Source organism: Bacillus sp. Hm123 (genome assembly GCF_051842975.2).
Classification (GTDB): Bacteria; Bacillota; Bacilli; order Bacillales; family Domibacillaceae; genus Bacillus_CE.
Genome location: NZ_CM200277.1, coordinates 416,723 through 443,339, shown reverse-complemented (window position 1 = coordinate 443,339; position 26,617 = coordinate 416,723). Strand labels below are relative to the sequence as shown.

At 39.7% G+C, this 26,617-nt stretch carries 31 protein-coding genes; 12 read left to right on the top strand and 19 right to left on the bottom strand.

Features of this window, described 5'->3' with window-relative positions:
- Positions 1-9: 9 nt before the first annotated feature.
- The 6 genes from ACSVDJ_RS02460 to ACSVDJ_RS02435 all read right to left on the bottom strand — a co-directional run bounded on the left by ACSVDJ_RS02460 (position 10) and on the right by ACSVDJ_RS02435 (position 5,138).
- On the bottom strand, positions 10-1,563 hold the full coding sequence (locus ACSVDJ_RS02460) for a polyamine aminopropyltransferase (RefSeq protein WP_439170368.1): 1,554 nt from the start codon (positions 1,561-1,563) through the stop codon (positions 10-12).
- A 32-nt stretch (positions 1,564-1,595) separates the two neighbouring features.
- Complete coding sequence (locus tag ACSVDJ_RS02455) at positions 1,596-1,991, bottom strand: DUF350 domain-containing protein (RefSeq protein WP_439170331.1); 396 nt, start codon at positions 1,989-1,991, stop codon at positions 1,596-1,598.
- Positions 1,992-2,019: 28 nt separating this feature from the next.
- Positions 2,020-2,601, bottom strand: coding sequence for a DUF4247 domain-containing protein (locus tag ACSVDJ_RS02450; protein WP_439170330.1), 582 nt, complete (start codon positions 2,599-2,601; stop codon positions 2,020-2,022).
- Positions 2,602-2,632: 31 nt separating this feature from the next.
- On the bottom strand, positions 2,633-3,304 hold the full coding sequence (locus tag ACSVDJ_RS02445) for a PspA/IM30 family protein (protein WP_439170329.1): 672 nt from the start codon (positions 3,302-3,304) through the stop codon (positions 2,633-2,635).
- A 13-nt stretch (positions 3,305-3,317) separates the two neighbouring features.
- A complete protein-coding gene (locus tag ACSVDJ_RS02440; protein ID WP_439170328.1) occupies positions 3,318-3,833 on the bottom strand; it encodes a DUF4178 domain-containing protein in 516 nt (171 codons plus the stop codon).
- Positions 3,834-3,914: 81 nt separating this feature from the next.
- The gene (locus ACSVDJ_RS02435) at positions 3,915-5,138 is read right to left on the bottom strand and encodes a CdaR family transcriptional regulator (RefSeq protein ID WP_439170327.1); all 1,224 of its coding nucleotides are present in this window, start codon (positions 5,136-5,138) and stop codon (positions 3,915-3,917) included.
- Positions 5,139-5,314: 176 nt separating this feature from the next.
- On the opposite strand from ACSVDJ_RS02435, the gene ACSVDJ_RS02430 reads away from it, so the two are divergent.
- The 7 genes from ACSVDJ_RS02430 (at position 5,315) to ACSVDJ_RS02400 (ending at position 11,556) form a co-directional block, all read left to right on the top strand.
- The gene (locus tag ACSVDJ_RS02430; protein ID WP_439170326.1) at positions 5,315-6,475 is read left to right on the top strand and encodes an NAD(P)/FAD-dependent oxidoreductase; all 1,161 of its coding nucleotides are present in this window, start codon (positions 5,315-5,317) and stop codon (positions 6,473-6,475) included.
- A 30-nt stretch (positions 6,476-6,505) separates the two neighbouring features.
- Positions 6,506-7,471: an ornithine cyclodeaminase family protein gene (locus tag ACSVDJ_RS02425; RefSeq protein WP_439170325.1), complete on the top strand. Its 966-nt coding sequence runs from the start codon at positions 6,506-6,508 to the stop codon at positions 7,469-7,471.
- Between the two features lie 37 nt (positions 7,472-7,508).
- Positions 7,509-8,990, top strand: a complete 1,482-nt coding sequence (locus ACSVDJ_RS02420) for a sodium/proline symporter (RefSeq protein WP_439170324.1) — start codon at positions 7,509-7,511, stop codon at positions 8,988-8,990.
- 142 nt (positions 8,991-9,132) lie between these two features.
- Positions 9,133-9,540: a CBS domain-containing protein gene (locus tag ACSVDJ_RS02415; RefSeq protein WP_439170323.1), complete on the top strand. Its 408-nt coding sequence runs from the start codon at positions 9,133-9,135 to the stop codon at positions 9,538-9,540.
- A gap of 186 nt (positions 9,541-9,726) precedes the next feature.
- Positions 9,727-10,278: a DUF3967 domain-containing protein gene (locus ACSVDJ_RS02410; protein WP_439170322.1), complete on the top strand. Its 552-nt coding sequence runs from the start codon at positions 9,727-9,729 to the stop codon at positions 10,276-10,278.
- A gap of 95 nt (positions 10,279-10,373) precedes the next feature.
- The gene (locus tag ACSVDJ_RS02405; RefSeq protein WP_439170321.1) at positions 10,374-11,150 is read left to right on the top strand and encodes an HAD family hydrolase; all 777 of its coding nucleotides are present in this window, start codon (positions 10,374-10,376) and stop codon (positions 11,148-11,150) included.
- A gap of 241 nt (positions 11,151-11,391) precedes the next feature.
- Positions 11,392-11,556 carry a hypothetical protein gene (locus ACSVDJ_RS02400; protein WP_439170320.1) on the top strand — a complete coding sequence of 55 codons (165 nt, stop codon included), beginning with the start codon at positions 11,392-11,394 and terminating at the stop codon, positions 11,554-11,556.
- Here the strand turns inward: ACSVDJ_RS02400 and ACSVDJ_RS02395 are convergent.
- Positions 11,516-13,192: a thiamine pyrophosphate-dependent enzyme gene (locus ACSVDJ_RS02395; protein WP_439170319.1), complete on the bottom strand. Its 1,677-nt coding sequence runs from the start codon at positions 13,190-13,192 to the stop codon at positions 11,516-11,518. The genes ACSVDJ_RS02400 and ACSVDJ_RS02395 overlap by 41 nt on opposite strands.
- Before the next feature lie 151 nt (positions 13,193-13,343).
- On the opposite strand from ACSVDJ_RS02395, the gene ACSVDJ_RS02390 reads away from it, so the two are divergent.
- Positions 13,344-14,537, top strand: a complete 1,194-nt coding sequence (locus ACSVDJ_RS02390; protein ID WP_439170318.1) for a CdaR family transcriptional regulator — start codon at positions 13,344-13,346, stop codon at positions 14,535-14,537.
- A 41-nt stretch (positions 14,538-14,578) separates the two neighbouring features.
- Here the strand turns inward: ACSVDJ_RS02390 and ACSVDJ_RS02385 are convergent, their stop codons facing one another.
- The gene (locus tag ACSVDJ_RS02385) at positions 14,579-16,105 is read right to left on the bottom strand and encodes an aldehyde dehydrogenase family protein (protein ID WP_439170317.1); all 1,527 of its coding nucleotides are present in this window, start codon (positions 16,103-16,105) and stop codon (positions 14,579-14,581) included.
- A gap of 253 nt (positions 16,106-16,358) precedes the next feature.
- Here ACSVDJ_RS02385 and ACSVDJ_RS02380 point away from each other — a divergent pair, with 253 nt between their 5' ends.
- Positions 16,359-17,225 carry an SPFH domain-containing protein gene (locus tag ACSVDJ_RS02380; RefSeq protein ID WP_439170316.1) on the top strand — a complete coding sequence of 289 codons (867 nt, stop codon included), beginning with the start codon at positions 16,359-16,361 and terminating at the stop codon, positions 17,223-17,225.
- Between the two features lie 12 nt (positions 17,226-17,237).
- Positions 17,238-17,393 carry a type II toxin-antitoxin system antitoxin gene (locus ACSVDJ_RS02375; RefSeq protein ID WP_439170315.1) on the top strand — a complete coding sequence of 52 codons (156 nt, stop codon included), beginning with the start codon at positions 17,238-17,240 and terminating at the stop codon, positions 17,391-17,393.
- 77 nt (positions 17,394-17,470) lie between these two features.
- On the opposite strand, the gene ACSVDJ_RS02370 is transcribed toward ACSVDJ_RS02375, so the two are convergent.
- The 5 genes from ACSVDJ_RS02370 to ACSVDJ_RS02350 all read right to left on the bottom strand — a co-directional run bounded on the left by ACSVDJ_RS02370 (position 17,471) and on the right by ACSVDJ_RS02350 (position 21,016).
- A complete protein-coding gene (locus ACSVDJ_RS02370) occupies positions 17,471-18,103 on the bottom strand; it encodes a response regulator transcription factor (RefSeq protein WP_094835778.1) in 633 nt (210 codons plus the stop codon).
- Positions 18,100-19,152, bottom strand: coding sequence for a sensor histidine kinase (locus ACSVDJ_RS02365; RefSeq protein WP_439170314.1), 1,053 nt, complete (start codon positions 19,150-19,152; stop codon positions 18,100-18,102). The genes ACSVDJ_RS02370 and ACSVDJ_RS02365 overlap by 4 nt, the downstream gene beginning before the upstream one ends.
- Complete coding sequence (liaF, locus tag ACSVDJ_RS02360) at positions 19,149-19,892, bottom strand: cell wall-active antibiotics response protein LiaF (RefSeq protein WP_439170313.1); 744 nt, start codon at positions 19,890-19,892, stop codon at positions 19,149-19,151. Before liaF ends, ACSVDJ_RS02365 begins: the two co-directional genes overlap by 4 nt.
- A gap of 87 nt (positions 19,893-19,979) precedes the next feature.
- Positions 19,980-20,687, bottom strand: a complete 708-nt coding sequence (locus ACSVDJ_RS02355; RefSeq protein ID WP_518619909.1) for a PspA/IM30 family protein — start codon at positions 20,685-20,687, stop codon at positions 19,980-19,982.
- Entirely contained in the window at positions 20,666-21,016 is a 351-nt protein-coding gene (locus tag ACSVDJ_RS02350; protein WP_439170311.1) for a lmo0954 family membrane protein, read from the bottom strand. The genes ACSVDJ_RS02355 and ACSVDJ_RS02350 overlap by 22 nt, the downstream gene beginning before the upstream one ends.
- A gap of 186 nt (positions 21,017-21,202) precedes the next feature.
- Here ACSVDJ_RS02350 and ACSVDJ_RS02345 point away from each other — a divergent pair, with 186 nt between their 5' ends.
- Both ACSVDJ_RS02345 and ACSVDJ_RS02340 read left to right on the top strand, forming a co-directional pair.
- Positions 21,203-21,349, top strand: coding sequence for a hypothetical protein (locus ACSVDJ_RS02345; protein ID WP_439170310.1), 147 nt, complete (start codon positions 21,203-21,205; stop codon positions 21,347-21,349).
- Positions 21,350-21,472: 123 nt separating this feature from the next.
- Complete coding sequence (locus ACSVDJ_RS02340) at positions 21,473-21,619, top strand: hypothetical protein (protein WP_439170309.1); 147 nt, start codon at positions 21,473-21,475, stop codon at positions 21,617-21,619.
- A gap of 161 nt (positions 21,620-21,780) precedes the next feature.
- On the opposite strand, the gene ACSVDJ_RS02335 is transcribed toward ACSVDJ_RS02340, so the two are convergent.
- From ACSVDJ_RS02335 to relB, 6 genes are all read right to left on the bottom strand, one after another.
- Positions 21,781-21,975 (bottom strand): lmo0954 family membrane protein, encoded by a 195-nt coding sequence (locus tag ACSVDJ_RS02335; protein WP_439170308.1) that lies wholly within the window; start codon positions 21,973-21,975, stop codon positions 21,781-21,783.
- Positions 21,976-22,154: 179 nt separating this feature from the next.
- Positions 22,155-23,228 (bottom strand): ABC transporter substrate-binding protein, encoded by a 1,074-nt coding sequence (locus ACSVDJ_RS02330; RefSeq protein WP_439170307.1) that lies wholly within the window; start codon positions 23,226-23,228, stop codon positions 22,155-22,157.
- Positions 23,225-24,028: an ABC transporter permease gene (locus ACSVDJ_RS02325; RefSeq protein ID WP_439170306.1), complete on the bottom strand. Its 804-nt coding sequence runs from the start codon at positions 24,026-24,028 to the stop codon at positions 23,225-23,227. Before ACSVDJ_RS02325 ends, ACSVDJ_RS02330 begins: the two co-directional genes overlap by 4 nt.
- A gap of 1 nt (position 24,029) precedes the next feature.
- On the bottom strand, positions 24,030-24,833 hold the full coding sequence (locus ACSVDJ_RS02320) for an ABC transporter permease (RefSeq protein ID WP_439170305.1): 804 nt from the start codon (positions 24,831-24,833) through the stop codon (positions 24,030-24,032).
- Positions 24,823-25,929 carry an ABC transporter ATP-binding protein gene (locus tag ACSVDJ_RS02315; protein WP_439170304.1) on the bottom strand — a complete coding sequence of 369 codons (1,107 nt, stop codon included), beginning with the start codon at positions 25,927-25,929 and terminating at the stop codon, positions 24,823-24,825. The genes ACSVDJ_RS02320 and ACSVDJ_RS02315 overlap by 11 nt, the downstream gene beginning before the upstream one ends.
- An 18-nt stretch (positions 25,930-25,947) precedes the next feature.
- Positions 25,948-26,490: a type II toxin-antitoxin system RelB family anti-toxin gene (gene relB / locus ACSVDJ_RS02310; RefSeq protein ID WP_439170303.1), complete on the bottom strand. Its 543-nt coding sequence runs from the start codon at positions 26,488-26,490 to the stop codon at positions 25,948-25,950.
- Positions 26,491-26,617: the final 127 nt, after the last annotated feature.

Here is a 26,617-nt window from a genome sequence, read left to right as displayed (position 1 = left end):
CCCTTCAAATTAATAATATCTCCAAGATTTTTCGTATACTTCTATTAAGTTCGGACGAATTAATGTATTAGGTTCTATTCGCCTAACCTCTCCATCCTTGCCTTCTATTTGTGCATCTTCATCTTTTCCAAACTGGCTCAATGCTGGTAGTAAATCCGTTGTTAAATAACGAGTATTACTTTGAATCTCCAGCTTGTTTACATCAATCGATTGGCGAGAAGCAAGCACAAATCCCCAGCCACCAAAGCTTGGGATATCTACATGTAGATTTTCCGTTTGTAATCCGGTAGAAGCTATCGTTCGATCAATGGTCCAGTACACTTCTGGAGCAAATACCGGGCTAGTAGCCTGCACCATCATCGCGCCATCAGGTGACAAGTGATTACGCAACAAAGAATAAAACTCCATCGTATACAGCTTATTTAACGATTCGTTATTTGGGTCTGGTAAATCAACAATCATCACATCATAAAAACCGTTTGCTTGCTCCATAAATCGAAACGCATCTTCGTGGACGACGGTCACTTTTTCATTTTCAAGTGAAGCTTCATTCAAATCGACTAAAAAGTGATTCGTCGTAGCTAACTTCACGACTTGTGGATCGAGGTCAACGAGCGTAATCTCTGACACTTCTTTATACTTTAGTAGCTCCCTAACCGCTAGACCATCCCCACCGCCAAGCACTAAAATTCGTTTCTTTTGTTGAGAAGCTGCCATGGTAGGGTGAATCAGCGTTTCATGATAGCGATGCTCATCCGCCGAACTAAACTGGAGCTGCCCATCTAAATATAGCCTCGTGTCTCCTTCCTCTCTCGTTAACACAATTTGCTGATAAGTCGTTTGCTCTGAATAAATAATAGGATCTTTATATAACTTCTGTTCAAAACGAAACGCCGCTTCTTCTCCAACTAATATCCCCGCGACAATCACAACGAGAAATACGATACCTGCTCCAACATGCAAGCGATACCTCGTCAATTCATGGCGAAACTTAACAGCGATCCAAAGCGCCATCATAATATTAATAGCGGCTACAATAAAAGCTGTTTTCACCAATCCAAAGTAAGGACGAAGAAGGAATAAAAACAATAGTCCACCAATCAATCCGCCAGCATAATCAGAAAATAATACCTTTGCCGTACTTTTATGTAAAGCCACGCCAATCTCATTCGCCTTACGAATTAAGACGGGCAACTCTACTCCTGTCAATGTCCCGACAATGAGGGTCACTCCATAAAGAAAGAGCGCATCCGTCCCCTCCGGTAAATAAGCCGTTACGCCAAACAACAAAAAAGCAGAAAAACCGCCGATCAATCCAATGCTATATTCAATCCAAATGAAGGATAATACGAGCTTTTTCGTAATCCGCTCACTAATAAAAGCACCTATTCCCATGCCGGTTAAAAAAAGCGAGATCGTCAGCGTATACTGTTTAACCCCATCTCCTAAAATGTACGAGCCGAGAGCTCCGAACAACACTTCAAAAATAATGCCGCAAATCGATACAATTCCAGAAGCCCAATAAATACTGTTGCTCTGGTTCAATCTTTGTTCATCAACCATTTCTTTCACCTTTTCATTGCCTCTTGTTGTCATTAACTAATCGAAGCACCGACGACGCAAGCTACGCCAATTGACACACTAAAGGAAATCAATCCTACAGCAACATTACGTTCCTTCAACTGTTCTTCTACAGAAAAGCCTCGCGTGAACAAATCAAATAGTATATACGCGACCATTTGCAACACCACTCCATACGCTCCCCAAATAACGGTTTCCATAATCGTGTCATTATGAAAAATGGAGAACATTAACACGATACAAATCCCCACAATCTTTCCACCAATCGACAGAGCGACAGCGGCATTTCCTTCTCGAATCTCTTCCCAATCTTTATATTTTCTCGTCAGCATTTCAAACAGAACTAAGCCGACAACGACCACAGCAATGGCGATGGCAAAGTAAAGAAATGTTAATAAAAACGGATTCATTGTTCTTCCCCTTTACTAAATAGTATCATTATTTCCCTTCTCCAGGACCGCCACCTCGAAACGTTGCGCCACGTCCAGATGAGCCAGAACCCCAGCTTCCATAATAACCAGCACCCGATGAGCCATAACTCTCATAACAGTCTTCATTTCTATTCGGACCACAGCGATTGCGTTGCTTGTTATCCCAATTCTTCCCGAACATATCCGTCAGCACATGACCGATGAGCATTCCTTGAAAAAATCCTGGTCGGTAATAATCTCTAACAAACCCTTCTGTAGCAACTTCGATCAAACTATTGGCCTCATTATTAGGGTCTTTCGTTAAAATGATTAAATGATTTCCATAAATAAGAACTTGTTTATCATTTACGTATTCTCCTATCTCCTCTGGCTGTTCTACTCCAATCAGCTCGTCCGCCACTTCTGGCACGGACTGATTCTCAGCTTGATAAATATAAGAGTTATCATTTTCAGAAGACGGACTTTGAACGACATCAATTAGTGGATACTGCTCAGAAATATACTCTTTCACATCGCCACTCCCGCAACCAGAAAGTACACCGATCAAAGCTGCAAATAAAACAGTGAGTAAAAACATTCGCTTCTTCATGAGAAACACTCCAATAAAAACGGGAAAGAAATTATTCTTTCCCTAATTTTTTCTTTAAAGCAGCTAATTCATCGTCAACGGCACTATTAGATTTTAACGCCTTTAGCTCATCATCTAGACTTCTTGAAGAAGAACGCAAATCTTCGGACGTCTCCGCTTCCGCTTCATATTGCAGCACTTTTTCTTCCATACGCTCAAATCCCCGGCGCGATTCATCACTGCCGACAGAAGACATCGTCCGATTCATTTTTGTTCTTGTTTTCGCTGATTCTGCCCGTGCTTTTAGCGTATCCTTCTTCACTTTCATTTCTTGATATTCCTGCTTCATCTCATCTAGTTTCTCTCTTAACACATTGGCATCACTAGCCGCTTGCTCATAGGCCGCACGCATTGATTCTGCTTGACCTTCATGAACTTTTTTATCTTCTAGAGCTCGGCGCGCAAGATCTTCATTGCCTGCTTCTAATGCCTCAATCGCTTGTTGCTGACGCTTTTCAGCCATTTGTGAAGCATCATCAAATTTCTTCTTTAACATCTTCTCATTAGCAATTTGCTTAGCGACAGCTGTTTCTGCTTCACGAATATCCGCTTCCATTTCACGCATAAACTGATCAAGCATCTTTACCGGATCTTCTGCTTTATCAAGTGCAGCATTTAATTCAGAACCTACATACGTTTTCACTCGTTTAAAAAATTGAAACATTTTTGCTTCCCCCTCAACTTCCTGCTAAAATTTTGATTTCATATTCTTCAATAGCATAACCATAGCTCACTTCAACTTCACTGCCCCATATCTCAACAGACAAGAAATGTTCCTCAGAAACATCTTCAAAGTCATAATATTTCACTTCTTTGCCGTGAACATTTTGACTGCGACCTTCACCTTTCACGTAAGCCTGCCCATTCTCTTCTAACCTATACTGCCGACCATCATAGGACACTTTTTTCGGGATCGGTACTTCTAACGGTAGCTTCACTGTTTCATATATGCCAATCTCTAATTCATCGTCTAGCTCCACACTTAACCAAACTACTTTTCCGTCCCCTTGTAACTGATAAGCATCCCATGTATACCCGTGATCATCGTAATGCAATTTGCCAATCACCTGAAAATCCTGCAAATTATACGTAACAATGTCACCAACTTGCAAGTTCAACACAGTCCGCTTTTCAACCTCAGCTTCCACTTTTCCTCTGTTAAATAACCGGTCAAATAACCCCAGATCGATCACCTCGCCTTTCCTTAATCAACTCACCTTTGATATACGGAAGATCCTAAAAGAAGGTTTCATATTTCGGAAAATTCATATAGATTATAAAAAGGAGCCCATTGCTGTAGCCTTTCCTGCTGTTTTTTTCACGTGAACACATTGCTTTAATGCTAAATATAACAACATACATTGTTCAAATGATTGAACGTTTATACATAAAATTTCACTCAATTGATTGAGTCGATACATTAATGTATTGCGATGAATATATAACTTCCTAGCTGCTTTGCTTATATTTAAATCTTGCTCACAGTACGAAAAAAACGTTTTGATAAGGACCTGAGCATTCGAATGAGCTAATAATCTTTTTATATATTCATGTAAAGTATCAGCAAATAATGGATTAATTTCTTTCACAAGCGTGTCTAATAATATTTTCCAATCATTAAAAGCATATACAGATTCTTCACCCTCCTTTTCTTTTCCCATTACTAAAGCATTTAATGCTTGTTGATAAGATTGACTGACTCCCGCGAAACCTTTATAAGTGTTCCCATAAGCAATTGATACTTTGCTCGCAATATTATTATTCTTATTAAAGTGATTTAATTTTTTGACCGCACGTTCACATTTTTCTTGAATTTTTCGAGAATCAAATGTACTCATAAATTTAATAATCATCCATTGATTTTGGTTAATTGGACAAATAATATCTTCCGCATGATCTTTGAACAAGTGACTAATCATTTGAAATAAATCATACTGAGAAAAAGTAACGGTTTGCTTACTTTTCTGTACTTCAAAAAAAGGAATATCTATCAATATACAAAGACGAGAAAGATCAAAATGAAACCCTAACATTTCACTATAATTAGCTAAAACTGTCTCCCTTTGTTGATCCCATTCTTTGTAATGAATTAAATGTTGAACAAACACTTCTGTTGTTTTCATTTCTAGAAAAAATGATTCCGTACGAAAAGCTTCCTGCAGTAACATTTCTACATGATTTCGTACAAATTGCACATATCTCTCAATTTTTTCTGGATCGCCAATAATCCCTAAAACTCCAATAATCTGTTGTTGAAAACAAATAGGTGTCGCAATACCTGGTAGTACATTCTTTCTATGAACTACTTTTTCTGGAGTGAAAACAATAGACTTGCCAGCTTGAATTACTTCTGTTGTGACAATATGATGAGAACCAATACGCTTGATATCATTACAACCAATGATAGTTCCTTTCTTATCCGTAATACTCATAGGAACTTCTAGCACCGAAGAAGTCCGTTCTACAATCGATTGGGCAATTTGTTCAAAAAACTTCATATCTCCACCTCGATCTACAATTATTTTTTCTCGGTTTTAATTTTATTGAATATTCTGTAGATTTAATCATATCAGAATTTTGTGCAGATCGCCCATTGTCTCATCCTCAATTCTCACTATAATTGTAATTACCTTGAAAGAGTCACACCTATCAATTACCTTTAGGAGGGATTCATTTGCAACAAGCGGATATTATTATTGTTGGCGGAGGAGTCATGGGATCAAGTACAGCTTACTTCTTAAGGAAAAATGGATTTGAAGGAAAAATTATTGTTTTTGAAAAAGACCCCGTTTATGAATACGCTTCCACTCCTCGGAGTGCTGGAGGTATCCGACAATTATTTACGACAGCTATTAATATCAAATTAAGCCGCTTCAGTCTACAACAATACAAAAAATTCCCAGATGAAATGGCAATAGACAATGAAAGAGCCGAAATTAATTTCCAACAAAGAGGGTATTTATTTCTAGCAACTAAAGAAATGCTCCCAGCAATTGAACAACAAAAAGAATTACAACATCAATTGGGAGTTCCATCTCAGTTACTATCCGCTTCGGAGTTACATCGAATCATTCCTGAAATAGAGATTGAAGACCTTGCTGGAGGACTTTATTGTGGAGAAGACGGCTATTTAGATCCATACTCTGTTATGCAAGGCTATCGAAAAAAAGCACAACAGCTAGGAGCGGAGTATATTTCAAAAGAGGTCGATTTGATTTTAACTGAAAATGATCAGGTCATAGGAGTTCGTTTGACAGATGGAAACGAGTACAGAGCAAATACTGTGATTAATTGTGCTGGAGCATGGGGAGCCTCTTTAAGCGAAAAAATTGGCCTTCCACTACCTGTTGTACCATTAAAAAGACAAATTTTTCAATTCGATGTGGCAACCCCTTTAGCTAAACCTCTTCCATTAACGGTTGACCCTACAGGAGTTTACTTTCGACATGAAGGTGAAAAAGTCATTGCTGGATTTTCAGAAGACATAAAACCTGGAATCGATTTTACGTGGAAGCGATCTTACTTTGAAGAGCTATGGCCTGTGCTAGCTCATCGTATTCCTAACTTTGAGAGCATTAAGCTGAAATCGGGCTGGGCTGGATTATACGATTTTAATACAGTTGATCAAAACGCCATTATTGGAGAACACCCCTTGATGAATGGCTATTACTTAGCACTTGGATTTAGCGGACATGGTATGCAGCAAGCTCCTGGCGTTGGTCTAGGTTTAGCTGAATTAATATATAAAGGCCAATACGAAAACATCGACTTAACTCCATTGCGAATTGAGAGATTCGCTGAAAACGATCTAATCTTAGAACAAGCTATCGTATAAAAGCCTACACGTCAAAGGAGGTCTATTCTATTGTTAATCATTAGTGAGAAGGATATGAGTGACACCATATGTATTGGAGAAATGATAGACTCCATTGAACATGCCTATCACCTCTATGAACAACAAGCTTTTCAAATGAATACAAGAACTCACATATCATTAAATAGCAATACTTTTCTACTTATGCCTTGTGTAGCTAACCACTTTTTAGGGACTAAAATTGTAAGCGTTTTCCCCAATAATCAGAATCTCCCTGTGACTCAAGGGGTAATGTTACTTGCCGACAGAGAAACAGGCGAAACAAAAGCCATGCTCAACGGGACACTTTTAACTAATTTAAGAACTGGGGCCATCGGAGGAGCGGCTATTCGCCATTTAGCTGCTCCATATGCCCATAGTGTCGGACTGATAGGCACCGGCGTCCAAGGACTTTATCAATTGTTAGCTACCTGCCATGAACGAGATATTCAAGATATTTACTTGTATAATCGGACTCCTAAGAAAACAGCTGTATTTTCGAAAGATTTAAAACAAAGAATAGCCCCTCATATTCGAATTCACACCGAGAACAAACTAGATAAAGTTGTGGAACAATCAGATATAATCATTACTGCCACCACATCAGAAACCCCTGTCTTACCCAATCGTTCGACGATCTATAACGGTAAGTTGATTATCGGTATTGGATCTTTTCAACCTCATATGCGAGAACTTCCTGACGAATTATTTAAAGAAGCTTCTTCTATCTTCATTGACACGCAAGATGCCAGCTTCGAATCTGGAGATATTATTGACCCCATTCAAAACGAATGGATTAATGAATCGCAAGTGATGCCATTCTCTCAAGTTATAACTAATAAGATCAAACCAATGATTGATCCAGAGAAGCCAACTATTTTCAAATCCACAGGTAGTGCGTTATTTGATGTCGTCACAGCTGAAACTATCTATTATAAAGCCATCCAAAAAGGTATTGGACAAAAGATCGCTCTTTAAATAAACCAATCTAAAATCCTAAAGGGGATGATGAACAGTGACTAGCATCGTCATGATTGAATTCATTATTTATTGCGTGCTTATGCTTGTTGTAGGCTATATATTTAGCCGTAAGGATTTAAAGCACTCAGATTTCCTACTAGGCGGAAAAAAACTACCAGGCTGGGCATTAGCTTTTTCTGAAAGAGCCACGGGTGAGTCTGCCTGGCTACTACTAGGTTATACAGGATTCGTTTTTGCTACAGGATTGTCAGGAGTATGGGTAGCTATCGGAATTTCTTCTGGTATTATCTGTTCATGGCTATTTTTAGCCAAACGTTTTATGAAAGAAGCCGAAGAGTACAAAGCAATCACATTGCCTGGCTACTTAGCTAAACGATTTGAAAGCCATTCAAAAATTATTCTTTGGATGGCTACGATCCTCATTGTCAGTTTTATGATGTTTTATTTTGGAGCTCAAATTGCCGGTGCGGGAAAAACATTATTTGCTGTTTTTAATATTAATACTACAGTCGGTGCTATTTTAAGTATTATTATCGTAATAACCCTTTCATACCTTGGCGGTTTCGTAGCCGTTGTCTGGACAGACATGATTCAAAGTATTATGATGCTCATCACATTAGTCGTTCTTCCCATTGTAGCCCTTTTTCACATTAATGCAGCAGACCTTTCAATCAGCCACGCCTTAGCTACATCAGGAACCTCTATGGATTCTTGGACAGGAGGAACAGTTGGATTTGCTCTTGGTTTGTTGCTTTTCAATAACTTCTCCTGGTTCTTTGGTTTTTTAGGCGGGCAGCCACAACTTAGTGCTCGATTCATGGCATTAAAAAATGATAAAGAAGCAAAGACTGCTAGTATTGTAGCTATTGTCTGGACATTTTTAGCTTATGGTGGAGCATTTTTAATAGGGATTACAGCTCTCACTTTATATCAAGGGCAAAACTTTGCGGATGTAGAAACTATTTTACCCTTTATGATTTTAGATTTGCTGCCACCTTGGATAGGAGGTCTTCTACTTGCTGGCATTTTAGCAGCTATTATCTCCACTGCAGACTCCCAACTTTTAGTTATTACTAGCTCTGTTAGCGAAGATATTGTCCACCATGCACTCGGCAAAAAATTAACGGAAAAGCAGCTAGTGACTATTTCTCGAATAACTATTATTACCGCAGGAATATTAGGCTTAGTTATTGCCTTAACTTCAAAATCATTAGTATATATCGTAGTAGGCTGGGCATGGGCAGGTGTCGGCTGTACATTATCCCCAGCAATAATCTTAACCTTCTTTTGGAAACGCTATTCTGGCATCGGTGTGATCGCTACGATCATTGCCGGATTTGTCAGTACGGCTATTTGGATCTCTACCCCTCTTGAAGAGATCGCGACATCACGAGTTACCACTTTTTTAATCGCTGCCTTTTTTGGCATAGTATTTAGCCTTTTGTTCCCAGAGAAAAAATCCATCCAACAAGAGAGCTCTATAAAAGACGACAGTGCTCCAACAGAAGTCATTTAAGATTCCACTAACAGGTGTAAGCCTTACCTAATTGGTGAAGACTTGCACCTGTTAGTGGCTGTTTGCAAATCTTTTAATGCCTAAAAGTATAACAATCATCTTTTAGAACAAACTAAGCTTGAATTCTTTTTGGAGGTGCAAAATGAAAGTACGCGAAATTATGTCTAGAAATGTAGCTTGCTGTACTAGTCAAGATTCAATGGAAGCCGTTGCAGGCAAAATGGAATCTTTAAATGTTGGAGCCATTCCAGTCGTCAATAATGGACAAATAGTTGGGATGGTGACCGACCGTGATTTAGTGATACGTGGATTAGCAAACCATCAAGGTAGCACAGCTTCAGACGTAATGTCTAACAATGTCGTCTCAGTTTCTCCAGATGCATCTTTAGAAGAAGCGGCTGCTCTCATGGCTCAGCATCAAATTCGAAGACTGCCGGTCGTAGAGAACGGACAAATAGCTGGAATCGTATCTCTCGGTGATTTATCAGTTAGAGAGCAAGCGAACGAAAACGCCGGTTCTGCCCTAAGCAACATTTCCAAAAATTTTTAATGAAGAGGAGAAGACTAACCATCGCGTTAGTCTTCTTTATTAGCCCAAGCTCCTCGACAAAACTACTAACTAGTCAACAAAACTAGTGAAAGGAGTTTGTTATTTCGTATGGAATTTGTTACAAACGGAAAAAATACGGAGGCAGTCTGGTTGGTAAATAATTATCTTTATGCGGAGGGATGAAGGATGGAACAGGCTTATTTCAGTTCAGAGGTCGCCAAAAGCCTAGGAGTCGGAGCCAGCACTTTACGAAAGTATTCACTAGCTTTAGAAGCCGCAGGTTACCATTTTGATAGGGGCATCAATAACTCCCGCGTGTTTTATCAAAAGGATATTATTACGATGCAACGAGTGTTTAATGCTGTGCAAGAGCAAAATATGTCTATTGATGTAGCAGTGGAACTAGCTGTCAAGCAGCAACAAGAAGCCTTTCCTACACAAGTGAACGAAGAACCGACCGCACATAGTGAACCGTTGTCTGCAAAAATTGCTCACCTTGAAGAACAGCAGCAAACGTTAATTGATGTCAACAAACAATTAGTCAAAGAGCTAGCTCAATATCAACGATGGATGCAGGAAAAAATCGAAAGCATGGAACATAAAAATATCGAAATTCGAGATCGTTTATTGTTAGCTAGTATGCAAAATAAGCAAGTGAAACGAGACATACCCGTTTACCACCTTTCATCTTTCTTCTCCTTGTTTAAGCGAAAAAAGAACGCAGCTTCTTTTAATTAATGGTCTCTCATTACTTTCCAATCTATTTTCAGAAGGATTTTGTTTAGTTTTGTCGAATACATTCCTCATCACTATTAAATGAGGGAGTTTATCGAATGAAGAAAGCCATTTTTTTTGATTTAGACGACACATTATTAAACGATCGCAAAAGTATTCAAACCGCTTTTGATGTTACTTGCCAAGAGTTAGCGGAAAAATACGGGATCGAAGCGAAAACGATTGAAGAGCATGTAAGAGCAGCGGCCCGCGAACAATACGAAACGTATTCTTTTTTCCCAATCACTGTTCACATTGGTATCAATCCATTTGAAGGTCTATGGGGAGATTTCGGTGATGTCCATCATTATCAATTTCGCCGTATGGGAGAACAAATTAGCGATTACCAACTGAAATCATGGGAAAATGGCTTAAAGAAAGTAGGCATTGAAACGGCTGCGGCTTGGGCAAAAGAACGCTTCCGTGAAGTTCGTCGCGAGTCCCCTTTTGTGTATGACGAGACCTTTCAAGTACTTGATGAATTAAAGGAGAAAGGCTACCGTCTCTTACTGTTAACAAACGGTGCCCCATCTTTACAATTAGAAAAGTTAACGATGACTCCTGAACTTGTTCCTTATTTTGAACACATTGTTATCTCTGGAAATGTCGGCTTCGGTAAGCCTGACCCTGTGATTTTTGAACATGCGTTAAGATTAATGGAGCTGTCACCACAAGAAGCATTAATGGTCGGCGATAATTTAAGCACTGATATTTTAGGAGCAACACGAGTCGAAATGGATTCCGTTTGGATTGACCATGGAGATGGCAAACAAGTAGATGGTGCTAAACCTACTTATACAATTAATCGACTGCAAGAATTGTTAAATATCATCTAAACAGCAAGAAAGCGTTCTTCCTCTATGGAAGGCGCTTCTTTTATTTATTCTACATATCAGTAGGGTCTTACAGCCCGTTAATGCGGGATAAACTTTCAAAAAGCGAATATTCGACATGTTTCACGTGTAACATTTTGTCATAATTATAGAGTGAAATAGGAAAATTCCAATACACTTTAAGAAACTTTTTACCTATTCTATCCGTATAAGAAGATAACCCCTTTTGAAGGAGTGATAAAACGTGGACAAGAAAAAGGCAAACAAGAAAAAAGAACGTCAAGAAGTGGCAACCGAAGTCGGTGCCACGATATTAGATTTTGGTCTTTGGGAATTACTCATTTGGCCGCTCCGAATGTTTGTTAAAGTTATTCGTGCGTTGGTTCGCTCGTTAACAGATGTCTGTTAACAGTCTTTGATTGACTCACAGACAAAATTTCTGGATTCGTTAACACTTCAATGACAGCCGGCCGACCACTAGCCATAGCCCTGTCTAAGGCTGGTAAAAAGTCTTCATTTTTCGCCACTTGTTCACCGTAACAACCAAACAATTTCGCCATCTCAGCAAAATTGGCATTGGACAATTCAGTCGCAATGACTCGGTCAGGAAAATTTTTTTCTTGATGCATCCGAATCGTTCCATACATATTGTTATTGACGACAATCGCAATGATTGCGATATTATAACGCACGGCCGTCTCAAGCTCCTGCATCGTCATCATAAATCCACCATCTCCTGAGAAAGAAACGACCGTTTGCTGAGGCAAAGCTACCTTTGAACCAATCGCCGCCGGAAGCCCATATCCCATTGCTCCAGAAGTCGGTCCGATATACGTCGTTTCTCGCTCAAAGCGATAGTATCGCGATAACCATCCAAAAAAGTTGCCTGCATCACTCGTAATGACCGTGTCTTTCAGTAACCGCTGAATGACATCATACATCATGCCATCCATATCGACATACTCTGTCGCGTATTCTTTAGCAACAGCAGAAAATTCAATGTACTTCGCGTGCAACTCTTTGACCATTTGTTCTCGCTCAGGATGAACGATTCGCTCTAATTGATTAAATGCCGACAACAAAAACTGTTTAGCATCAGCTACTATGCCAATACTTGGAGCGTATACCTTTCCGATCTCATCAGCTGAAATATCAATGTGAACCAGTTCTGTATGATCTCCAAGCAATGAATAATCTTGAGTCGTCACCTGTGAAAAGCGTGTTCCTAATGCTATAACGACATCTGCTTGTTTAATATATTGTAGCAAATCCGGTGAAGAGCCAAAGCCAAGCCAGCCAGCATAGCACGGATGACTATTCGGAAACGCATCAAAGCGTCGAAAGGCTGTTACAACAGGAAGGTGTAACGCTTCCGCAAACTCCGTCAGTAATTGAGCCGATTTCGTCCTCGTTACTCCCCCTCCAGCAATGAGCACTGGCCGTTTGGCTGCTTTGATTTTTGATAATGCTTCCGCAACTACTCTTTCATCTGGGAGAGGTACACTTTCTTTATAGATAGAACGCTCCATGTATTCGGCAGTATCTTCTAGCATATCATGTGGCAAAGAAACAACAACCGGCCCCGGCCTTCCTGATCTCGCCATATAAAAAGCGCGATGAAGCAGTTCTGGAATCCGCTCCACCGTCTCGATTTCGACGGTCCACTTACATAAATGGCTGAAAAAAGAAGTGAACTCAACCTCTTGAAAGGCTTCACGCCCTTTAAATGGTCGCTCCACTTGGCCAATTAATGCCACCACTGGTGTGGAATCCTGCATCGCGGTGTGCAAACCGATGGAAAGGTTGGTCGCTCCTGGTCCTCTCGTTGCCATACAAACCCCCACCTTACCAGATGCTTTCGCATACGCTTCAGCCATAAATGAGGCCCCGCTTTCATGACGTGTAGAAATCAATTGAATCTCCTTATGCTCATAAAGAGCATCAATGACTCCTAAATAACTTTCCCCTGGCACACAAAAGGCTTTCGTAACCCCTTCCTTTTCTAGCACTTCAACAATTGCTTGCCCCCCTGATAAAATACCCATCTCCTATTCCCCTCTTTCTAAAAAAACGATTATGAAAATATTGCTAATAATTAGTTAATTATTTTTAAACTTATGTTATAATTTGGCTAACTATTTTTCTTCTTTGTCTAAGCTTTTCTATGTTCTAAAACAGAAGGAGTGATTGAAATATATGAAGATCTTAGAACATATTGCTCAAGATATAGCTGAAAAAACGAGCGCTATTTTAAACTATCCGATTAGCATCACAGATAATGAAGGCTATATTATCGGCTCCACTGACAGAAATAGATTAGGAATCTTTCATCAACCTTCACTAGAAGTGATTCGCAAAAAAGGGTTGATTAATTGCAAAAACGAGATCGTTAAACAAATTCTTCCCGGCGTATCCGTTCCGATTGTTTTTAACAATAAAACGATTGGTGTCCTCGGCATCGTAGGAGATCCACAAGAAGTGGAGAAATACGTTCATCTCGTCAAAAATCAAGTCGAAATGATGTGTCAAGAAGCCTTCAGAAAAGAAATGAAAGAATTAGAATCAAAAATGATTGAAGTCTTCATCCAGCAATTGATTCATTATGATACAGATGAACAGCAAGAGCGTGTCATTCAATACGCCAAAACTCTTGGCTATCATCCAGATATCAACCGTTGCTGCATATTAATTGATATTCATCACCCCGTTTCCAAACAGCCGATACGAAACACACCCTACTCCTTCCCTTACTTTCAGCGAGATGTACTCGATTATATTCAATTAATTTTTCACGAATCTAAGGAGGATATTATCTCCTTTATCAACATGGAGAAATTAATCGTTGTGAAACCAGTAGGGACACAAGAAGCTTACTCTACCTTGATTTCTTCTTTACAACAAAAGCTTGATAAGTTAACAAATTTCTTATCGACTAAATATGATTTATCCGCCTCTCTAGCCGTTGGAGATACCCACCAAGGAATGAGTGGTATTTCTCACTCCTTCCGTCAAGCGGAAAAAGCGATGGAGTTAGGTCGAAATAAAGCGCTGCAATCTGGGATTTATATTTATAATGAAAAAAACACCACATTTGAGTTGCTGCCTAAAGAAATCACACCTGAACTTCAACAAACTTTGCTTGCGTTAATACAGCCTTTAAGCGAACATGATCACTACGATACGCTGTCCTCTACTTTCATTAAATATTGCCAATACAATTTGAATTTAAGCGAAACAGCGAGGAAGCTCTATGTTCATCGCAACACCATTATTTACAGATTAGAAAAAATTACAGAACTAACCCAATTGAATACGAGTCATTTTAATGATTGTATGCTGCTTCACCTTGCCATTTCTTGCTATGAGCATACAAAAAATGAAGTTATATAGAACAGCCCTTGCTCTGTTTTGGCGAGGGCTGTTTTCTATCGTTAATAGTTATCAATTTGAGCTCTTTGAATTTTGCCACTGTAATCTACATAGACAGACTTCCATTCTGTGTATACATCTAAGGAGGCAACACCTGAATCCCGATGTCCATTTCCTGTTCCTTTCGTTCCTCCGAACGGCAAATGAATTTCTGCTCCAGTCGTGCCAGCATTAATATACACAATTCCTGTATCTAAATCTCTCATCGCTTGAAAAGCTCGATTGACATTAGCCGTAAAGATCGAACTAGATAAACCAAATTCGACACTGTTATTCACTTCAATCGCTTCCTCTAAGCTTTTCACTGCAATAATGGAGGCGACTGGCCCAAAAATTTCTTCTTGAGCAATTCTCATATCCGATTGGACATCGGTAAACAATGTAGGAGCGTAGAAGTTTCCTTTATCAAGGCCATCCTTTGTAACCACTTCCCCACCACAAAGTAATTTCGCTCCTTCTTTCTTGCCAATTTGGACATATTCATCAATTTTTTCAAGAGAAGAACGATTAATGACTGGACCAACATCAACGGATTCATCAAGGCCATCACCAAGCTGTAATGTTGCGATCTTCTCTAGCAATTTCTTTTCTAATTCTTCTTTCACCGCTTCATGAACGATAATCCGGCTACAAGCTGTGCAGCGCTGTCCACTCGTTCCAAATGCACTCCAAACAATCCCGTCAACCGCTAAATCTAAATCGGCATCTTCAAGAACGGTGACGGCATTTTTCCCGCCCATTTCAAGAGAAGTCCGCTTTAACATCCCACCAGCACGGGCATTAATCGTCTTCCCTACTTCATTTGAACCGGTGAAAGAGATAAGATCAATCTCAGGATGATCAACCATCGCATTCCCTACGACACTACCAGACCCATGAACGAGATTCACCAGTCCTTTCGGGAGACCCGCTTCTTCATAGATTTTGACAAACTCGCCGGCTAATATCGGCGTTTCTGATGCTGGTTTCCAAACGACAGCATTTCCAGATACGAGTGCTGGGAGTGACTTCCATGCCGCAATCGCAATTGGGAAATTCCACGGCGTAATCAGGCCAGCCACACCGACAGGCACGCGAATACTCATCGCAAACTTATTACGAAGCTCTGATGGAACCGTATCACCAAATAAACGACGACCTTCTCCCGCCATATAATAAGCCATGTCAATCGCTTCCTGAACCTCGCCGCGCGCCTCAGCAATCACTTTACCCATTTCTTTCGTCAAGATCTGTGCGAGCTCTTCTTTCCGTTCTTTCAATAAAAAAGCGACTTTATACAATACATCTGCACGTTCAGGAGCCGGCACATTCCGCCATTCCTTTTGTGCCCGTTTCGCTGCCGCTACCGCTTGATTCACATCCGCTTTCGTAGATTGAGCCACTTCACCAAGCACTTCTCCATTCACTGGATTCGTATTTTGTTTAAACTGTCCTGATTCTGATGCCACCCACTCACCAGCGATAAAATTGACATACTGCTTCACTTTCATTCCACTTTCAATATTTTCAGTCATCATTTCGTTTTTCATATAAAAAATCTCCCTTCCGTTATTGGAAATCATCCATTCAAGATTAGGGTCACCGTTTTCATACTTTAACTTTATCGGCTTTTCTTCTCATAAACCATGGATTTATTGCACAAAAATTCTGTCTATTAATCGTAGTAAATCTGTTTATTTTCCACAAAACATCTATACGAAATAATTTTTAGAAAAATTTGTTATTGTGATACTAAAGTGATATCATAATGATAACAAATAAATATTATTAGGAGGCTGAACTATGCAAGAAAAAAATATTCTCAAATTGAATGGGTTTGTGGGAGTAATCATTGCCGTGATTGTAGCTGCTATAGCGATTTTTTCCTTTAGAGAGTTTGTTATTTCTGATAATATAATAATGTTAATGATCGCTGCTATATTATTGCTACTCGTTGGTGTGACTGCCACTGGCTTTACAGTCGTTCAACCAAATCAAGCCAAGGTATGCACGCTGTTTGGAACTTATTTAGGGGTCATAAAACAAGAAGGATTTTGGCTCACTGTCCCGTTAACTTTAAAAAAGAAAGTGTCCCTTCGCGTAATTAATTTCAATAGTGATCGGTTAAAAGTTAATGATTTAGAAGGAAATCCGATTGAGATTGCGGCAGTTGTCGTCTATAAAGTGGTTAACTCTGCAAAGGCTGTGTTTGATGTAGAAAAGTATCATCAATTTGTCCATACTCAAAGTGAAGCCGGCCTGAGACATATTGCTAGCCAATACCCGTACGACAACTTTAATAATGATTTTGAGGTCTCACTTAGACAGCATTCTGATGAAATCGGAAATGAATTAACTAACGACCTTCAAGAAAGATTAATGCTTGCCGGTGTGGAAGTGATAGAGGCGAGAATTATGCACCTTGCTTACTCCAGTGAAATCGCTTCTTCCATGCTACAACGTCAACAAGCAAAAGCCGTATTAGCTGCTCGTAAAATCATTGTCGATGGAGCCGTTTTAATGGTAAAATCAGCAATTGATCAATTAAATGAGGAAAATGTTGTCGAGCTTGATGAGGAAAAGAAAGCCCAAATGGTAAATAATTTGATGGTTGCTTTAGTATCCGAAAAGGGAAATCAACCAATCGTCAATACGGGCACCATTTATTAAGGTTGTGATAGAGTGGCTGAAAAAAAACGTTTTTTACTCCGCATCGATCCCAAACTATATGATGCATTAGAAAAATGGTCAGCTGATGAATTTCGTAGCGTCAATTCGCAAATCGAATTGCTTCTAAAAAAAGCACTATCCGATGCAGGAAGAATCAAAAAAGATTAAAATTTTTTAGCTAAACGAAAAAGGGGACCGTCTCAATCACTTATGAGACGATCCCTTTTTACTATGATTAAAAATAATTATTTTACAAGTCCATTTTGAAAGGCGTAGATGACCGCTTGCGTTCTATCTTGAACCTCAAGCTTCGATAAAATGTTGCTGACGTGCGTCTTTACGGTTTTCAATGAAATAAAGAGCTCATCTGCAATGTCCTGATTGGCTTTTCCTTGAGCAACGAGTAGAAGCACTTCCCGCTCTCGTTCTGTCAGTTCTTCATGGAGGGGTACTTTTTGCCCTTGGCGCATCCGCTTCATCATCTTCCCTGTCACTTCTGGCTCAAGCACAGGCTCTCCCTCATATGTTTTACGAATGGCCTCAGCAATAACGTTTGCTTTCGATGTCTTTAACAGATAGCTGATCGCACCTGCTTCTAACGCTGGATATACTTTTTCATCGTCCAAAAAGCTCGTAACAATAATGATCCTTGCTTCTGGCCATTGTTTGGTGATTTGTTTCGTTGCTTCAATCCCATCTACCTTTGGCATGACAAGATCCATTAAAATAATATCCGGCTTGAACTGTAGCGCTTTTTCTACAGCAACCTCTCCATTTTCCGCTTCCGCCACTACTTCTATATCAGGCTGAGCCATTAAATACGCTGATACACCGATACGAACCATTTCATGATCATCTACGAGAAGCACTTTGATCATCCATGACTCCCCTCCTCATCCTCTATTTGCTTAAGCGGGACTTTTACTTCTAGTTTTGTCCCCTTTGACGGCAGTGAAATAATTTTCAATGTTCCACCAATTTCAACTGCTCGTTCATGCATGTTTTGCAAACCGTAAGAGCCTGCTTTATCTGTTTTAACGTCAAAACCAACACCGTCATCACTGATGCGTAAAATAACAAAACCATCGCGCCAAACGTTCAATACATCTAAACGACTCGCTTTCGCATGACGCAATGTGTTCGATATAGATTCTTGAATAACGCGAAATAAGTGGTCTTCCATCCCTCGATCCATGTCAATTTCTTCTACCGTCCAATGAATAGAAAGAGGCACTTTTTGAGAGAGCTCCACTAACAGCTCATCAATACCTTCCTTGAGCGATTTTCCATTTAGAGGAACAGGCCGTAAATGTAGAAGTAATGCTCTCATTTCTAATTGGGATTGCTGAATCATTTCTTCTACCATCGCCAACTGCTTCGTCTCTATCGGATTATCTTCTTGCCTGTTCTCGTTCACCGCCGACATCATCATTGAAGCGGCGAACAACTGTTGAGAAACGGAATCATGCAGTTCACGCGCGAGGCGCTGTCTTTCTTGAGAAACCATTTCTTCGATAAGGCTTTCTTGACTTTCCGTTTTCTCTAATACGAGTCGCCGAGCGGCCAGCTTTTGCTCTGCTATCGTCTGCTCTAATTGCTGAAATTTTTGTTCGATACTCATAAATTCAGCTGTTAGCTTTGTTTCCTCACTCCCGGCATCCTTACCTGTTACTAGCAGATCAATCCGCTCCTCTAGCTTTTTAACAGCTGACCACTGTAACCATCCATACAGCAAACTGAAGAAAAAAGCGCTACTAACCATAGCCACAACAAGAAAAATAGCAAAAGGCAAGTCAAATATTTTTTTCTCAATATACACTTCCCAATTTGGCTGCGGAAAGCTAACACCAAAAGTGAAAAGAAGGATGGCCGAGATGACCAAGGTGACGAAAAAAACTTGCCTAAATTGCTTGGCAAATATATTCATACCCGGTTCACCTCCAGGTCCCCAAACAGCGTAGATACAAGAATTACAACGACATTCTCTGCTCCTTCTTGCTCTACTTGGCGTTGATCTTCATAGTAAAAAGTATCATTCCAAACTGAGGTTGGAAAACGCTGAAACAAGCAAGCCTTTCCAGCTAAAGCTGCATAACGAATGCGAATTGGTGTTTCATAAGGCACATCAATTTTCACTTTACCCATAGCCTGTCTAATTGAGATAACAGCTGTTCCTTTAGGTAATACCGTATTACTTACATCAATATGAATGTCACCAAGCCCACCTTGAATATGAATATCTTTCCATTCATAAGGTTGTTCTGGTGTAGATTGAACAGAAAATAAGCGGCTTTTCATAAATGGATGATTCACCGATTGGCCGGATTCCATCTCTATAGACGGAATGCTTTCAGAAGTAAGCGTGATTTCTGCCGGATGTTTTTTCGATTGAATGACACGGTACAGCATATAAACGACTGCCGCAATCACCAACATTCGTAAACTACTCATATTTATGATCAACATAAACATTAAGAAGATTCCAAACCAAAACAACAATCGGCCAAACCAGTTTTTTCTCCACCTTCTACCGAAGTAAAGCATCGCTATTCCGAAAAAGAGGGAAAAGACAATTTCTATATTAAAAAAGGTTGCCTCAATTAAAATCATTAGTAAAGCTGAAAGTAAAAATACCGTCAGCATATCTGTCCGTTTGAGTGACGACATACTTTTCCTCCTTTCTCGAAACCCGAGAGTTTATTAAGTAAAACAAACCCGCCAATGCGAGTTTGTTTTACCTTCTTCAGTAATAAATCATAGCACATTTTGATCTAACTGTGCGTTCTTTTCTACTTGACGCGCTTGGCGTTCAAGTTCTGCTAAGCGAACATCCATCATAGACGTTTCATAGCGGCGATTCACCTTATGTTCTAAGTTATCTATATAAATCTCAAGCTCTTCAAAGCGGCCAAATGGGCGATTCACATCATTCGTCTCATCTAGTAGCTTGTTCATACTATGATGAGCTCTAGCTACATTTTCGCGACCCATCAATTCTAAGCGACGAACATTCATATCTTTCAACTTATGCTTCATCTCTTCCGCCTTGCTCTCAAGAGTAATTAGCTGTTGTTGTACAAGATCAAGCGATTCCTCTAAATGCGCTACACGTTCCTTGTACACTTCCGCTTCGCGTTTGGCAAATGCCTCTAACTCTACTTCACCAGCTTGTCCAGCAACAGTCGCTTGTTTGCTTCTTCTTTCTTCTAAATGGCGAGCATTTCGCAGTTCACGTTCAAGCTCCTGCTTCAATAATTGTTGGCGTTCTAACAGCTTAACGACTTTCTCTGTTTCTTTTTGTGCCTCACGTAAGTATTGATTAAGCATAACAATTGGATTCTTCTTCTCTTTCTCATCCACAAATTCAAACAATGTCGCTTCTACCGTTCTTCTTAATTTAGTAAAAATATTTGTCATTTCATTCTCTCCTTCTATATCAATTATTTTGTTAGCTGCTTCCATTCTCTTTCAAAGTTAACAAATGGATCATTCTCTTCCTGTACCGCTACTACCTCTTCACCATCTTCGTTCCATTTTTTATAAACTAAGTACAGAACAGCTAGGGCACCGATACCTAGAAGAGCAGGAACATTCCCAACAGCTACAAAAAATGCTGTGATTCCAGCCAGTCCCCAGAATCCTTTTATCAATTTGGAAGACGGCTTTTGAAGCTGTGTCCATGCAACATACATAATCCCCGCACAGATCGCTAGGGCAATGACAGGTCCTAGACTGGCAGCTGCGATGATGGCAGCTAGTCCACCTACACAAAACAACATCACCTTTTTCATTTACTATTTCCTCTCCTTTCGTGATCTTATTTATATCTTACCGTCGATTCACCCTTTTCATAACGAGCCAGGGATGGAACTTCCACTCAGACTTGAGACCGAGAAAAGCGGAAGGACCCGTTTAGCGGTGTATGGACTGGAATGATACGCACGAGATAAAGGAAACACGATGAACGTAGTGAATCGATGTTGACTTATCGCAAGGAGGAGCATGGAAGTCCACTAGCCGCTGGGGACTGGAGCTGGACAAGAAAAGCGGAGCCGACTGTTCAGACACGACAAGCAAATGATAGAATGACGAAATGGCGTACTTCAGCCATGCAGTCAGGCTAGCATTTGACTCGAGTGTCTAGGAGGCGGAGCTGGACAAGAGAAAAGCGGAAGGACCCGTTTAGCGGTGTATGGACTGGAATGATACGCACGAGATAAAGGAAACACGATGAACGTAGTGAATCGATGTTGACTTATCGCAAGGAGGAGCATGGAAGTCCACTAGCCGCTGGGGACTGGAGCTGGACAAGAAAAGCGGAGCCGACTGTTCAGACACGACAAGCAAATGACAGAATGACGAAATGGCGTTTTTCAGCCATGCAGTCAGGCTAGCATTTGACTCGAGTGTCTAGGAAGCGGAGCTGGACAAGAGAAAAGCGGAAGGACCCGTTTAGCGGCGTATGGACTGGAATGATCCGCAGCTATAAATAAAAACCCCCTATCAATGTAGAGGATTCATCCTTGCTCGACTCATTCCATTTTTGAGGTTAACCTTAAATACCTATCGCTCCCCAAAAAGCAATGACGATCCAAAATATTTTCTTTCCATTAGAAGATGGCTCCTGAAATTGTTCCCAAGCAATATAAATGATAATGGCTGACATGATTAAGCCGAGTAATGTTCCAAGATTCGAGATGACCATTAATAATGCGACTCCGACAACATGAAAAAACATTGCGTTATTCATTGCTTTCTCTCTCCTCTTTTGATCATAATCTATTTATTACGTTACTCCGACAAAGCCATTACCATAACAATCCATAGATGTAATTTCCACTCAGACTTAAGACTGAGTGGATATCAGGGACAGTCTGCATCACGATGCGATCTCCACAAAAAAAGTGCCCCAAAGCGGGACACTTTCTACTATTTCCTATGCATTTTAAATTCTAAAAACAGTTCATTATAATAGGCAAGCATATGTGGACCAAGGTTTTCGTATACTTCAAGTCTTTCAGTTAATTCAGTTGAAGGATAAAAGCGTTGATCATTGACAACGTCTTCAGGCATATGCTCAAGCGCCTTTTTATTTGGTGTGGAGTAGCCGACATAATCGGCATTTTGTGCAGCCACTTTCGGATCGAGCATGAAATTAATAAATTGATGAGCCGCTTCGACATTTTTCGATGTTTTTGGAATGACCATATTATCAAACCAAAGATTCGATCCTTCTTCTGGTACGACGTATTCCAAATTGTCCTTTTCAGACATAATATCGGCAGCTGTACCAGACCAAACGACCCCGATTTTTGCTTCATTATTGATCATCAGCAACTGAATTTCATCTCCAACAATCGCTTTTACATTAGGAGTCAGCTCCTCTAGCTTTTCCTTTGCTTCCATTAAATGCTCTTCATTCGTGTCATTTAGCGAATAGCCTAATGTATTTAAGCCCATACCGATGACCTCACGAGCGCCGTCTACTAAAAACACATCATTTTTATAGCTATCATCCCATAAATCATTCCAAACAGTAATTTTCTTTCCATTCATTAACTCTTTATTATAAATAATCCCGACTGTCCCCCAAAAATAGGGAATAGAATATTTATTTCCTTCATCAAATGCTAAATCCATAAAGCGAGGATCAATATTTTTCAAATTGGGCAATTGATTGTGGTCTACTGGGATGAGCAAATCATTTTTTTTCATTTTATCAATGGCATACTCGGATGGAACGGCGATGTCGTAAGCTGTTCCACCTTGTTCAATTTTCGTCATCATCGCTTCGTTCGAATCAAACGTTTCATAGACCACTTTAATACCAGTTTCTTTTTCAAATTGCGTGATTAAATCGGGGTCAATATAATCTCCCCAATTGTAGACGGTCAACACATTACCTGCTGTTTGCCCAGTAGAAGCATTCAGTTGAGAAACGATATACATTAGGAGAAAGGCAAGCGCAAAAACAGCAATTAGCCCCCGAAACAATTTATTCATTTTCGTGCCTCCCATCCAGTTGATCGGTTGTTCTTTTTCGTAATAAAGTAATAACCAATGACAAGAATTACCGTAAACAAGAATAATAATGTCGATAACGCATTAATATTTAAAGAAATTCCTTGACGAGCAAGTGAATAAATTTCAACCGACAAAGTACTAAATCCATTGCCTGTTACGAAAAATGTTACCGCAAAATCATCTAACGAATACGTTAACGCCAAAAAGAATCCTGCGAAAATTCCTGGTGAGATGTACGGCAAGATGACCTTTGAAAATACATCCCATTGGCTAGCCCCTAAGTCACGAGCTGCATCAATTAACGATGTGCTCATCTCTTGTAGCTTTGGCAATACCATGATGACGACAATCGGAATCGAAAAGGCAATATGCGATAATAACACCGACATAAAGCCAAGCTTAATACCGAGCATCGTAAATAAAATTAAAAACGAAGCACCGATAATGACGTCAGGACTAACGATTAACACATTATTAAATGAAAGTAACGTATTTTGAATGATCCGCTTTCTCATATAGACAATTGCGATCGCACCGAGCACTCCAATAATTGTCGAAATAGCTGCCGATAAAAGAGCAATAATCATCGTATTTAACACGATAATCAACAAACGAGTATCTTGAAACAATTCCTTATACCAATCTAATGTAAAGCTTTCAAAATCATTCATCGTCCCACCACTATTGAACGAGTAGAACATTAAATAGAAAATCGGCGCGTAAAGAACGACAAACATAAAGATTAAATAAGCTTTTGACCAAGCGGTATTTTTTTTCATCTTACAGAGTCCCCCGCTTTCTCGTGCTAGTCATCAGCATGATAACCACCATCGTAATAATTAAGAATACTGCAATGGCTGAGCCCATTCCCCAATCTTGCGTGACAAGAAAATGCTGCTCGATCGCCGTTCCAAGTGTAATCACACGGTTCCCAGCGATCAAACGAGTGATCATAAAGAGTGATAAAGCCGGAATAAACACAGCTTGTACTCCCGACTTCACTCCGTCGAGCGTCAACGGAAACACGACTTTACGAAATGTTGTCCAAGCAGAAGCCCCAAGATCACGTGAAGCAGCTATTAACGTGGGATTCATTTTATCTAACGCATTAAAAATCGGTAAAATCATAAATGGAATAAAAATATAAACAGACACAAAAATAAAGCTAAAATCTGTAAATAAAATTTGTTGTGTACCAATCCCAATCAATTCTAAGAAATTATTAGCTGCCCCATACGTACCGAAAATACCAAGAAAAGCATACGCCTTTAACAGCAAATTAATCCACGAAGGTAAAATAATTAACAATAATAGCAATTGCTTATGCTTTGACTTCGTAATAATGTAAGCAGTTGGGTAAGCAACGAGCAAACAAAAGGCCGTAATTAAAAAGGCGTACCAGAAAGAACTCGCGACCATTTTCAAATAAACTGGAGTGAAAAACTTCTCATAGTTTCCTAAAGTGAGGTTTCCATCTATATCAAAGAAAGAATAGTACACAACTAACAGAATCGGAGCCACGACAAACAAGATAATCCAAAGCATATATGGAAACAGATATAAACTACGTGTCTTATTTCTCATAGCTAACCTCGTCATAAGACTCTAGTCGTTTATCAAATTCTTCTTCTGTTTCTCCAAGGCGCATAACATGAATCGCTTCCGAGTCAAAATCTAAGCCGATCTCATCACCGACCGTTGCTTTCTTCGTTGAATGAACTAACCATTCATTTTGTTCATCATCATAGCAAAGCATTTCATAATGAACACCACGGAAAAGCTGCGATACGACTCTCGCTTGAATCTTCCCTCGCTCCCAAGTCGTAATTTCTAAATCCTCTGGTCGAATCACAATTTCGATAGGTTCATTGGCATTTAACCCCTGATCGACACATTCAAACGTCTTTCCCGCAAATTCCACTTCAAAATCTCTAATCATTTTACCTGACACAATGTTAGACTCCCCGATAAAATCAGCTACAAATCGATTAATCGGTTCATCGTAAATATCTGTTGGTGTCCCACTCTGCTGAATTTTCCCTTCATTTAATACGAAGATCTCATCCGACATCGCCAACGCTTCCTCTTGATCATGCGTCACAAAAATAAATGTGATGCCTAGTCGCTGCTGTAAATCACGAAGCTCATATTGCATTTCCGTACGCAATTTTAAATCGAGAGCGGATAACGGTTCATCTAATAAAATCACTTCCGGCTCATTCACAATCGCTCGGGCAATCGCTACACGCTGACGTTGCCCCCCGGACATTTCCGTAATTTCACGGTTCTCGTAGCCTGCTAAGTTCACAAAACGCAATGCTTCTTTTACTTTTTGATCAATATTAGCCTTACTCATTTTTTTAATGCGTAAGCCAAAGGCCACGTTTTCATACACATTTAAATGAGGGAACAGCGCATAATCTTGAAACACGGTATTCACTTGGCGTTTATTCGCTGGAACATGGTTAATCCGATTTCCGTTAAAGAAAATATCTCCTTCGGACGCCTCAGTAAAGCCAGCAATTAAGCGTAAAATCGTTGTCTTTCCACATCCAGAAGGGCCGAGAAGCGTATAGAACTTTCCTCTCTCAATTTCAAAGCTAACATTATCCAGAACAACTGTATCGTTGTCATACTGCTTTGTCACTTGATCAAAGCGAATAATTACATTTTCATTCATAGTGTACCTCCCTATTGTTTACAAATAAGATTCTGTTACAGTTAAAATCAACTCCGATGGCCCATCGGAATCATTAATAATTTGATGCGTCTCCGAAGAATGAAAATAAATCGCCTCACCTGCTTTGGCAAAATACGTTCTCTTTCCTAATTGGATCGCAACACTTCCTCTAAGCACATAACCAAATGTTTCGGCTAAAGACGGTTCAAACTCTTTGAATTCCCCGCCTTTTTCTAGAACTAGTTTCACAGGCTCCATTTCTTTCTCATTCGATTCAGGGACTAACCACTGAATTTTATAGCCTTTTTCTTCATCGTGATAATCCGTTTGATCTTCTTCGGTATACACCACTTTTTGTTCTCTTGCTTGCTCATCAAAAAACTCCTTCGGTGAACAACCAAGCACTTCAAGAATGTGAAAAAATGTTTCAATGGACGGCGAGCTTAAATCCCGCTCAAGCTGAGAAATATATCCTTTGCTTAAATCCGTCCGCTCCCCAAGTTCTTCTTGCGTTAACCCCTTTTTTAAGCGTAAATTTTTTATTTTTTTCCCAATATCCATTTCATAACCTCTTGCTCTGTTTATAATTAGTAAACTTACAGTTAATAAAGTTTACTATTAAGTTACTTAAAGTTTACCCACAGCATCCTATTATAATGATTTAACAGGGAACTTCAACCATATTTTT

Bases quoted from the DNA above. Each gene is read 5' to 3' on its own strand.
- ACSVDJ_RS02330 (WP_439170307.1), bottom strand. From the start codon at position 23,228: ATGAATAAATTGTTTCGGGGGCTAATTGCTGTTTTTGCGCTTGCCTTT.
- liaF (WP_439170313.1), bottom strand. From the start codon at position 19,892: ATGTCGTCACTCAAACGGACAGATATGCTGACGGTATTTTTACTTTCA.
- ACSVDJ_RS02435 (WP_439170327.1), bottom strand. From the start codon at position 5,138: ATGAAGTTTTTTGAACAAATTGCCCAATCGATTGTAGAACGGACTTCT.
- ACSVDJ_RS02325 (WP_439170306.1), bottom strand. From the start codon at position 24,028: ATGAAAAAAAATACCGCTTGGTCAAAAGCTTATTTAATCTTTATGTTT.
- ACSVDJ_RS02340 (WP_439170309.1), top strand. From the start codon at position 21,473: ATGTTGACTTATCGCAAGGAGGAGCATGGAAGTCCACTAGCCGCTGGG.
- ACSVDJ_RS02320 (WP_439170305.1), bottom strand. From the start codon at position 24,833: ATGAGAAATAAGACACGTAGTTTATATCTGTTTCCATATATGCTTTGG.
- ACSVDJ_RS02390 (WP_439170318.1), top strand. From the start codon at position 13,344: ATGAAGATCTTAGAACATATTGCTCAAGATATAGCTGAAAAAACGAGC.
- relB (WP_439170303.1), bottom strand. From the start codon at position 26,490: ATGGATATTGGGAAAAAAATAAAAAATTTACGCTTAAAAAAGGGGTTA.
- ACSVDJ_RS02395 (WP_439170319.1), bottom strand. From the start codon at position 13,192: ATGGGTATTTTATCAGGGGGGCAAGCAATTGTTGAAGTGCTAGAAAAG.
- ACSVDJ_RS02380 (WP_439170316.1), top strand. From the start codon at position 16,359: ATGCAAGAAAAAAATATTCTCAAATTGAATGGGTTTGTGGGAGTAATC.
- ACSVDJ_RS02385 (WP_439170317.1), bottom strand. From the start codon at position 16,105: ATGAAAAACGAAATGATGACTGAAAATATTGAAAGTGGAATGAAAGTG.
- ACSVDJ_RS02410 (WP_439170322.1), top strand. From the start codon at position 9,727: ATGGAACAGGCTTATTTCAGTTCAGAGGTCGCCAAAAGCCTAGGAGTC.
- ACSVDJ_RS02350 (WP_439170311.1), bottom strand. From the start codon at position 21,016: ATGAAAAAGGTGATGTTGTTTTGTGTAGGTGGACTAGCTGCCATCATC.
- ACSVDJ_RS02455 (WP_439170331.1), bottom strand. From the start codon at position 1,991: ATGAATCCGTTTTTATTAACATTTCTTTACTTTGCCATCGCCATTGCT.
- ACSVDJ_RS02335 (WP_439170308.1), bottom strand. From the start codon at position 21,975: ATGAATAACGCAATGTTTTTTCATGTTGTCGGAGTCGCATTATTAATG.
- ACSVDJ_RS02405 (WP_439170321.1), top strand. From the start codon at position 10,374: ATGAAGAAAGCCATTTTTTTTGATTTAGACGACACATTATTAAACGAT.
- ACSVDJ_RS02450 (WP_439170330.1), bottom strand. From the start codon at position 2,601: ATGAAGAAGCGAATGTTTTTACTCACTGTTTTATTTGCAGCTTTGATC.
- ACSVDJ_RS02355 (WP_518619909.1), bottom strand. From the start codon at position 20,687: ATGGAAGCAGCTAACAAAATAATTGATATAGAAGGAGAGAATGAAATG.
- ACSVDJ_RS02460 (WP_439170368.1), bottom strand. From the start codon at position 1,563: ATGGTTGATGAACAAAGATTGAACCAGAGCAACAGTATTTATTGGGCT.
- ACSVDJ_RS02370 (WP_094835778.1), bottom strand. From the start codon at position 18,103: ATGATCAAAGTGCTTCTCGTAGATGATCATGAAATGGTTCGTATCGGT.
- ACSVDJ_RS02415 (WP_439170323.1), top strand. From the start codon at position 9,133: ATGAAAGTACGCGAAATTATGTCTAGAAATGTAGCTTGCTGTACTAGT.
- ACSVDJ_RS02445 (WP_439170329.1), bottom strand. From the start codon at position 3,304: ATGTTTCAATTTTTTAAACGAGTGAAAACGTATGTAGGTTCTGAATTA.
- ACSVDJ_RS02315 (WP_439170304.1), bottom strand. From the start codon at position 25,929: ATGAATGAAAATGTAATTATTCGCTTTGATCAAGTGACAAAGCAGTAT.
- ACSVDJ_RS02345 (WP_439170310.1), top strand. From the start codon at position 21,203: ATGTTGACTTATCGCAAGGAGGAGCATGGAAGTCCACTAGCCGCTGGG.
- ACSVDJ_RS02365 (WP_439170314.1), bottom strand. From the start codon at position 19,152: ATGAATATATTTGCCAAGCAATTTAGGCAAGTTTTTTTCGTCACCTTG.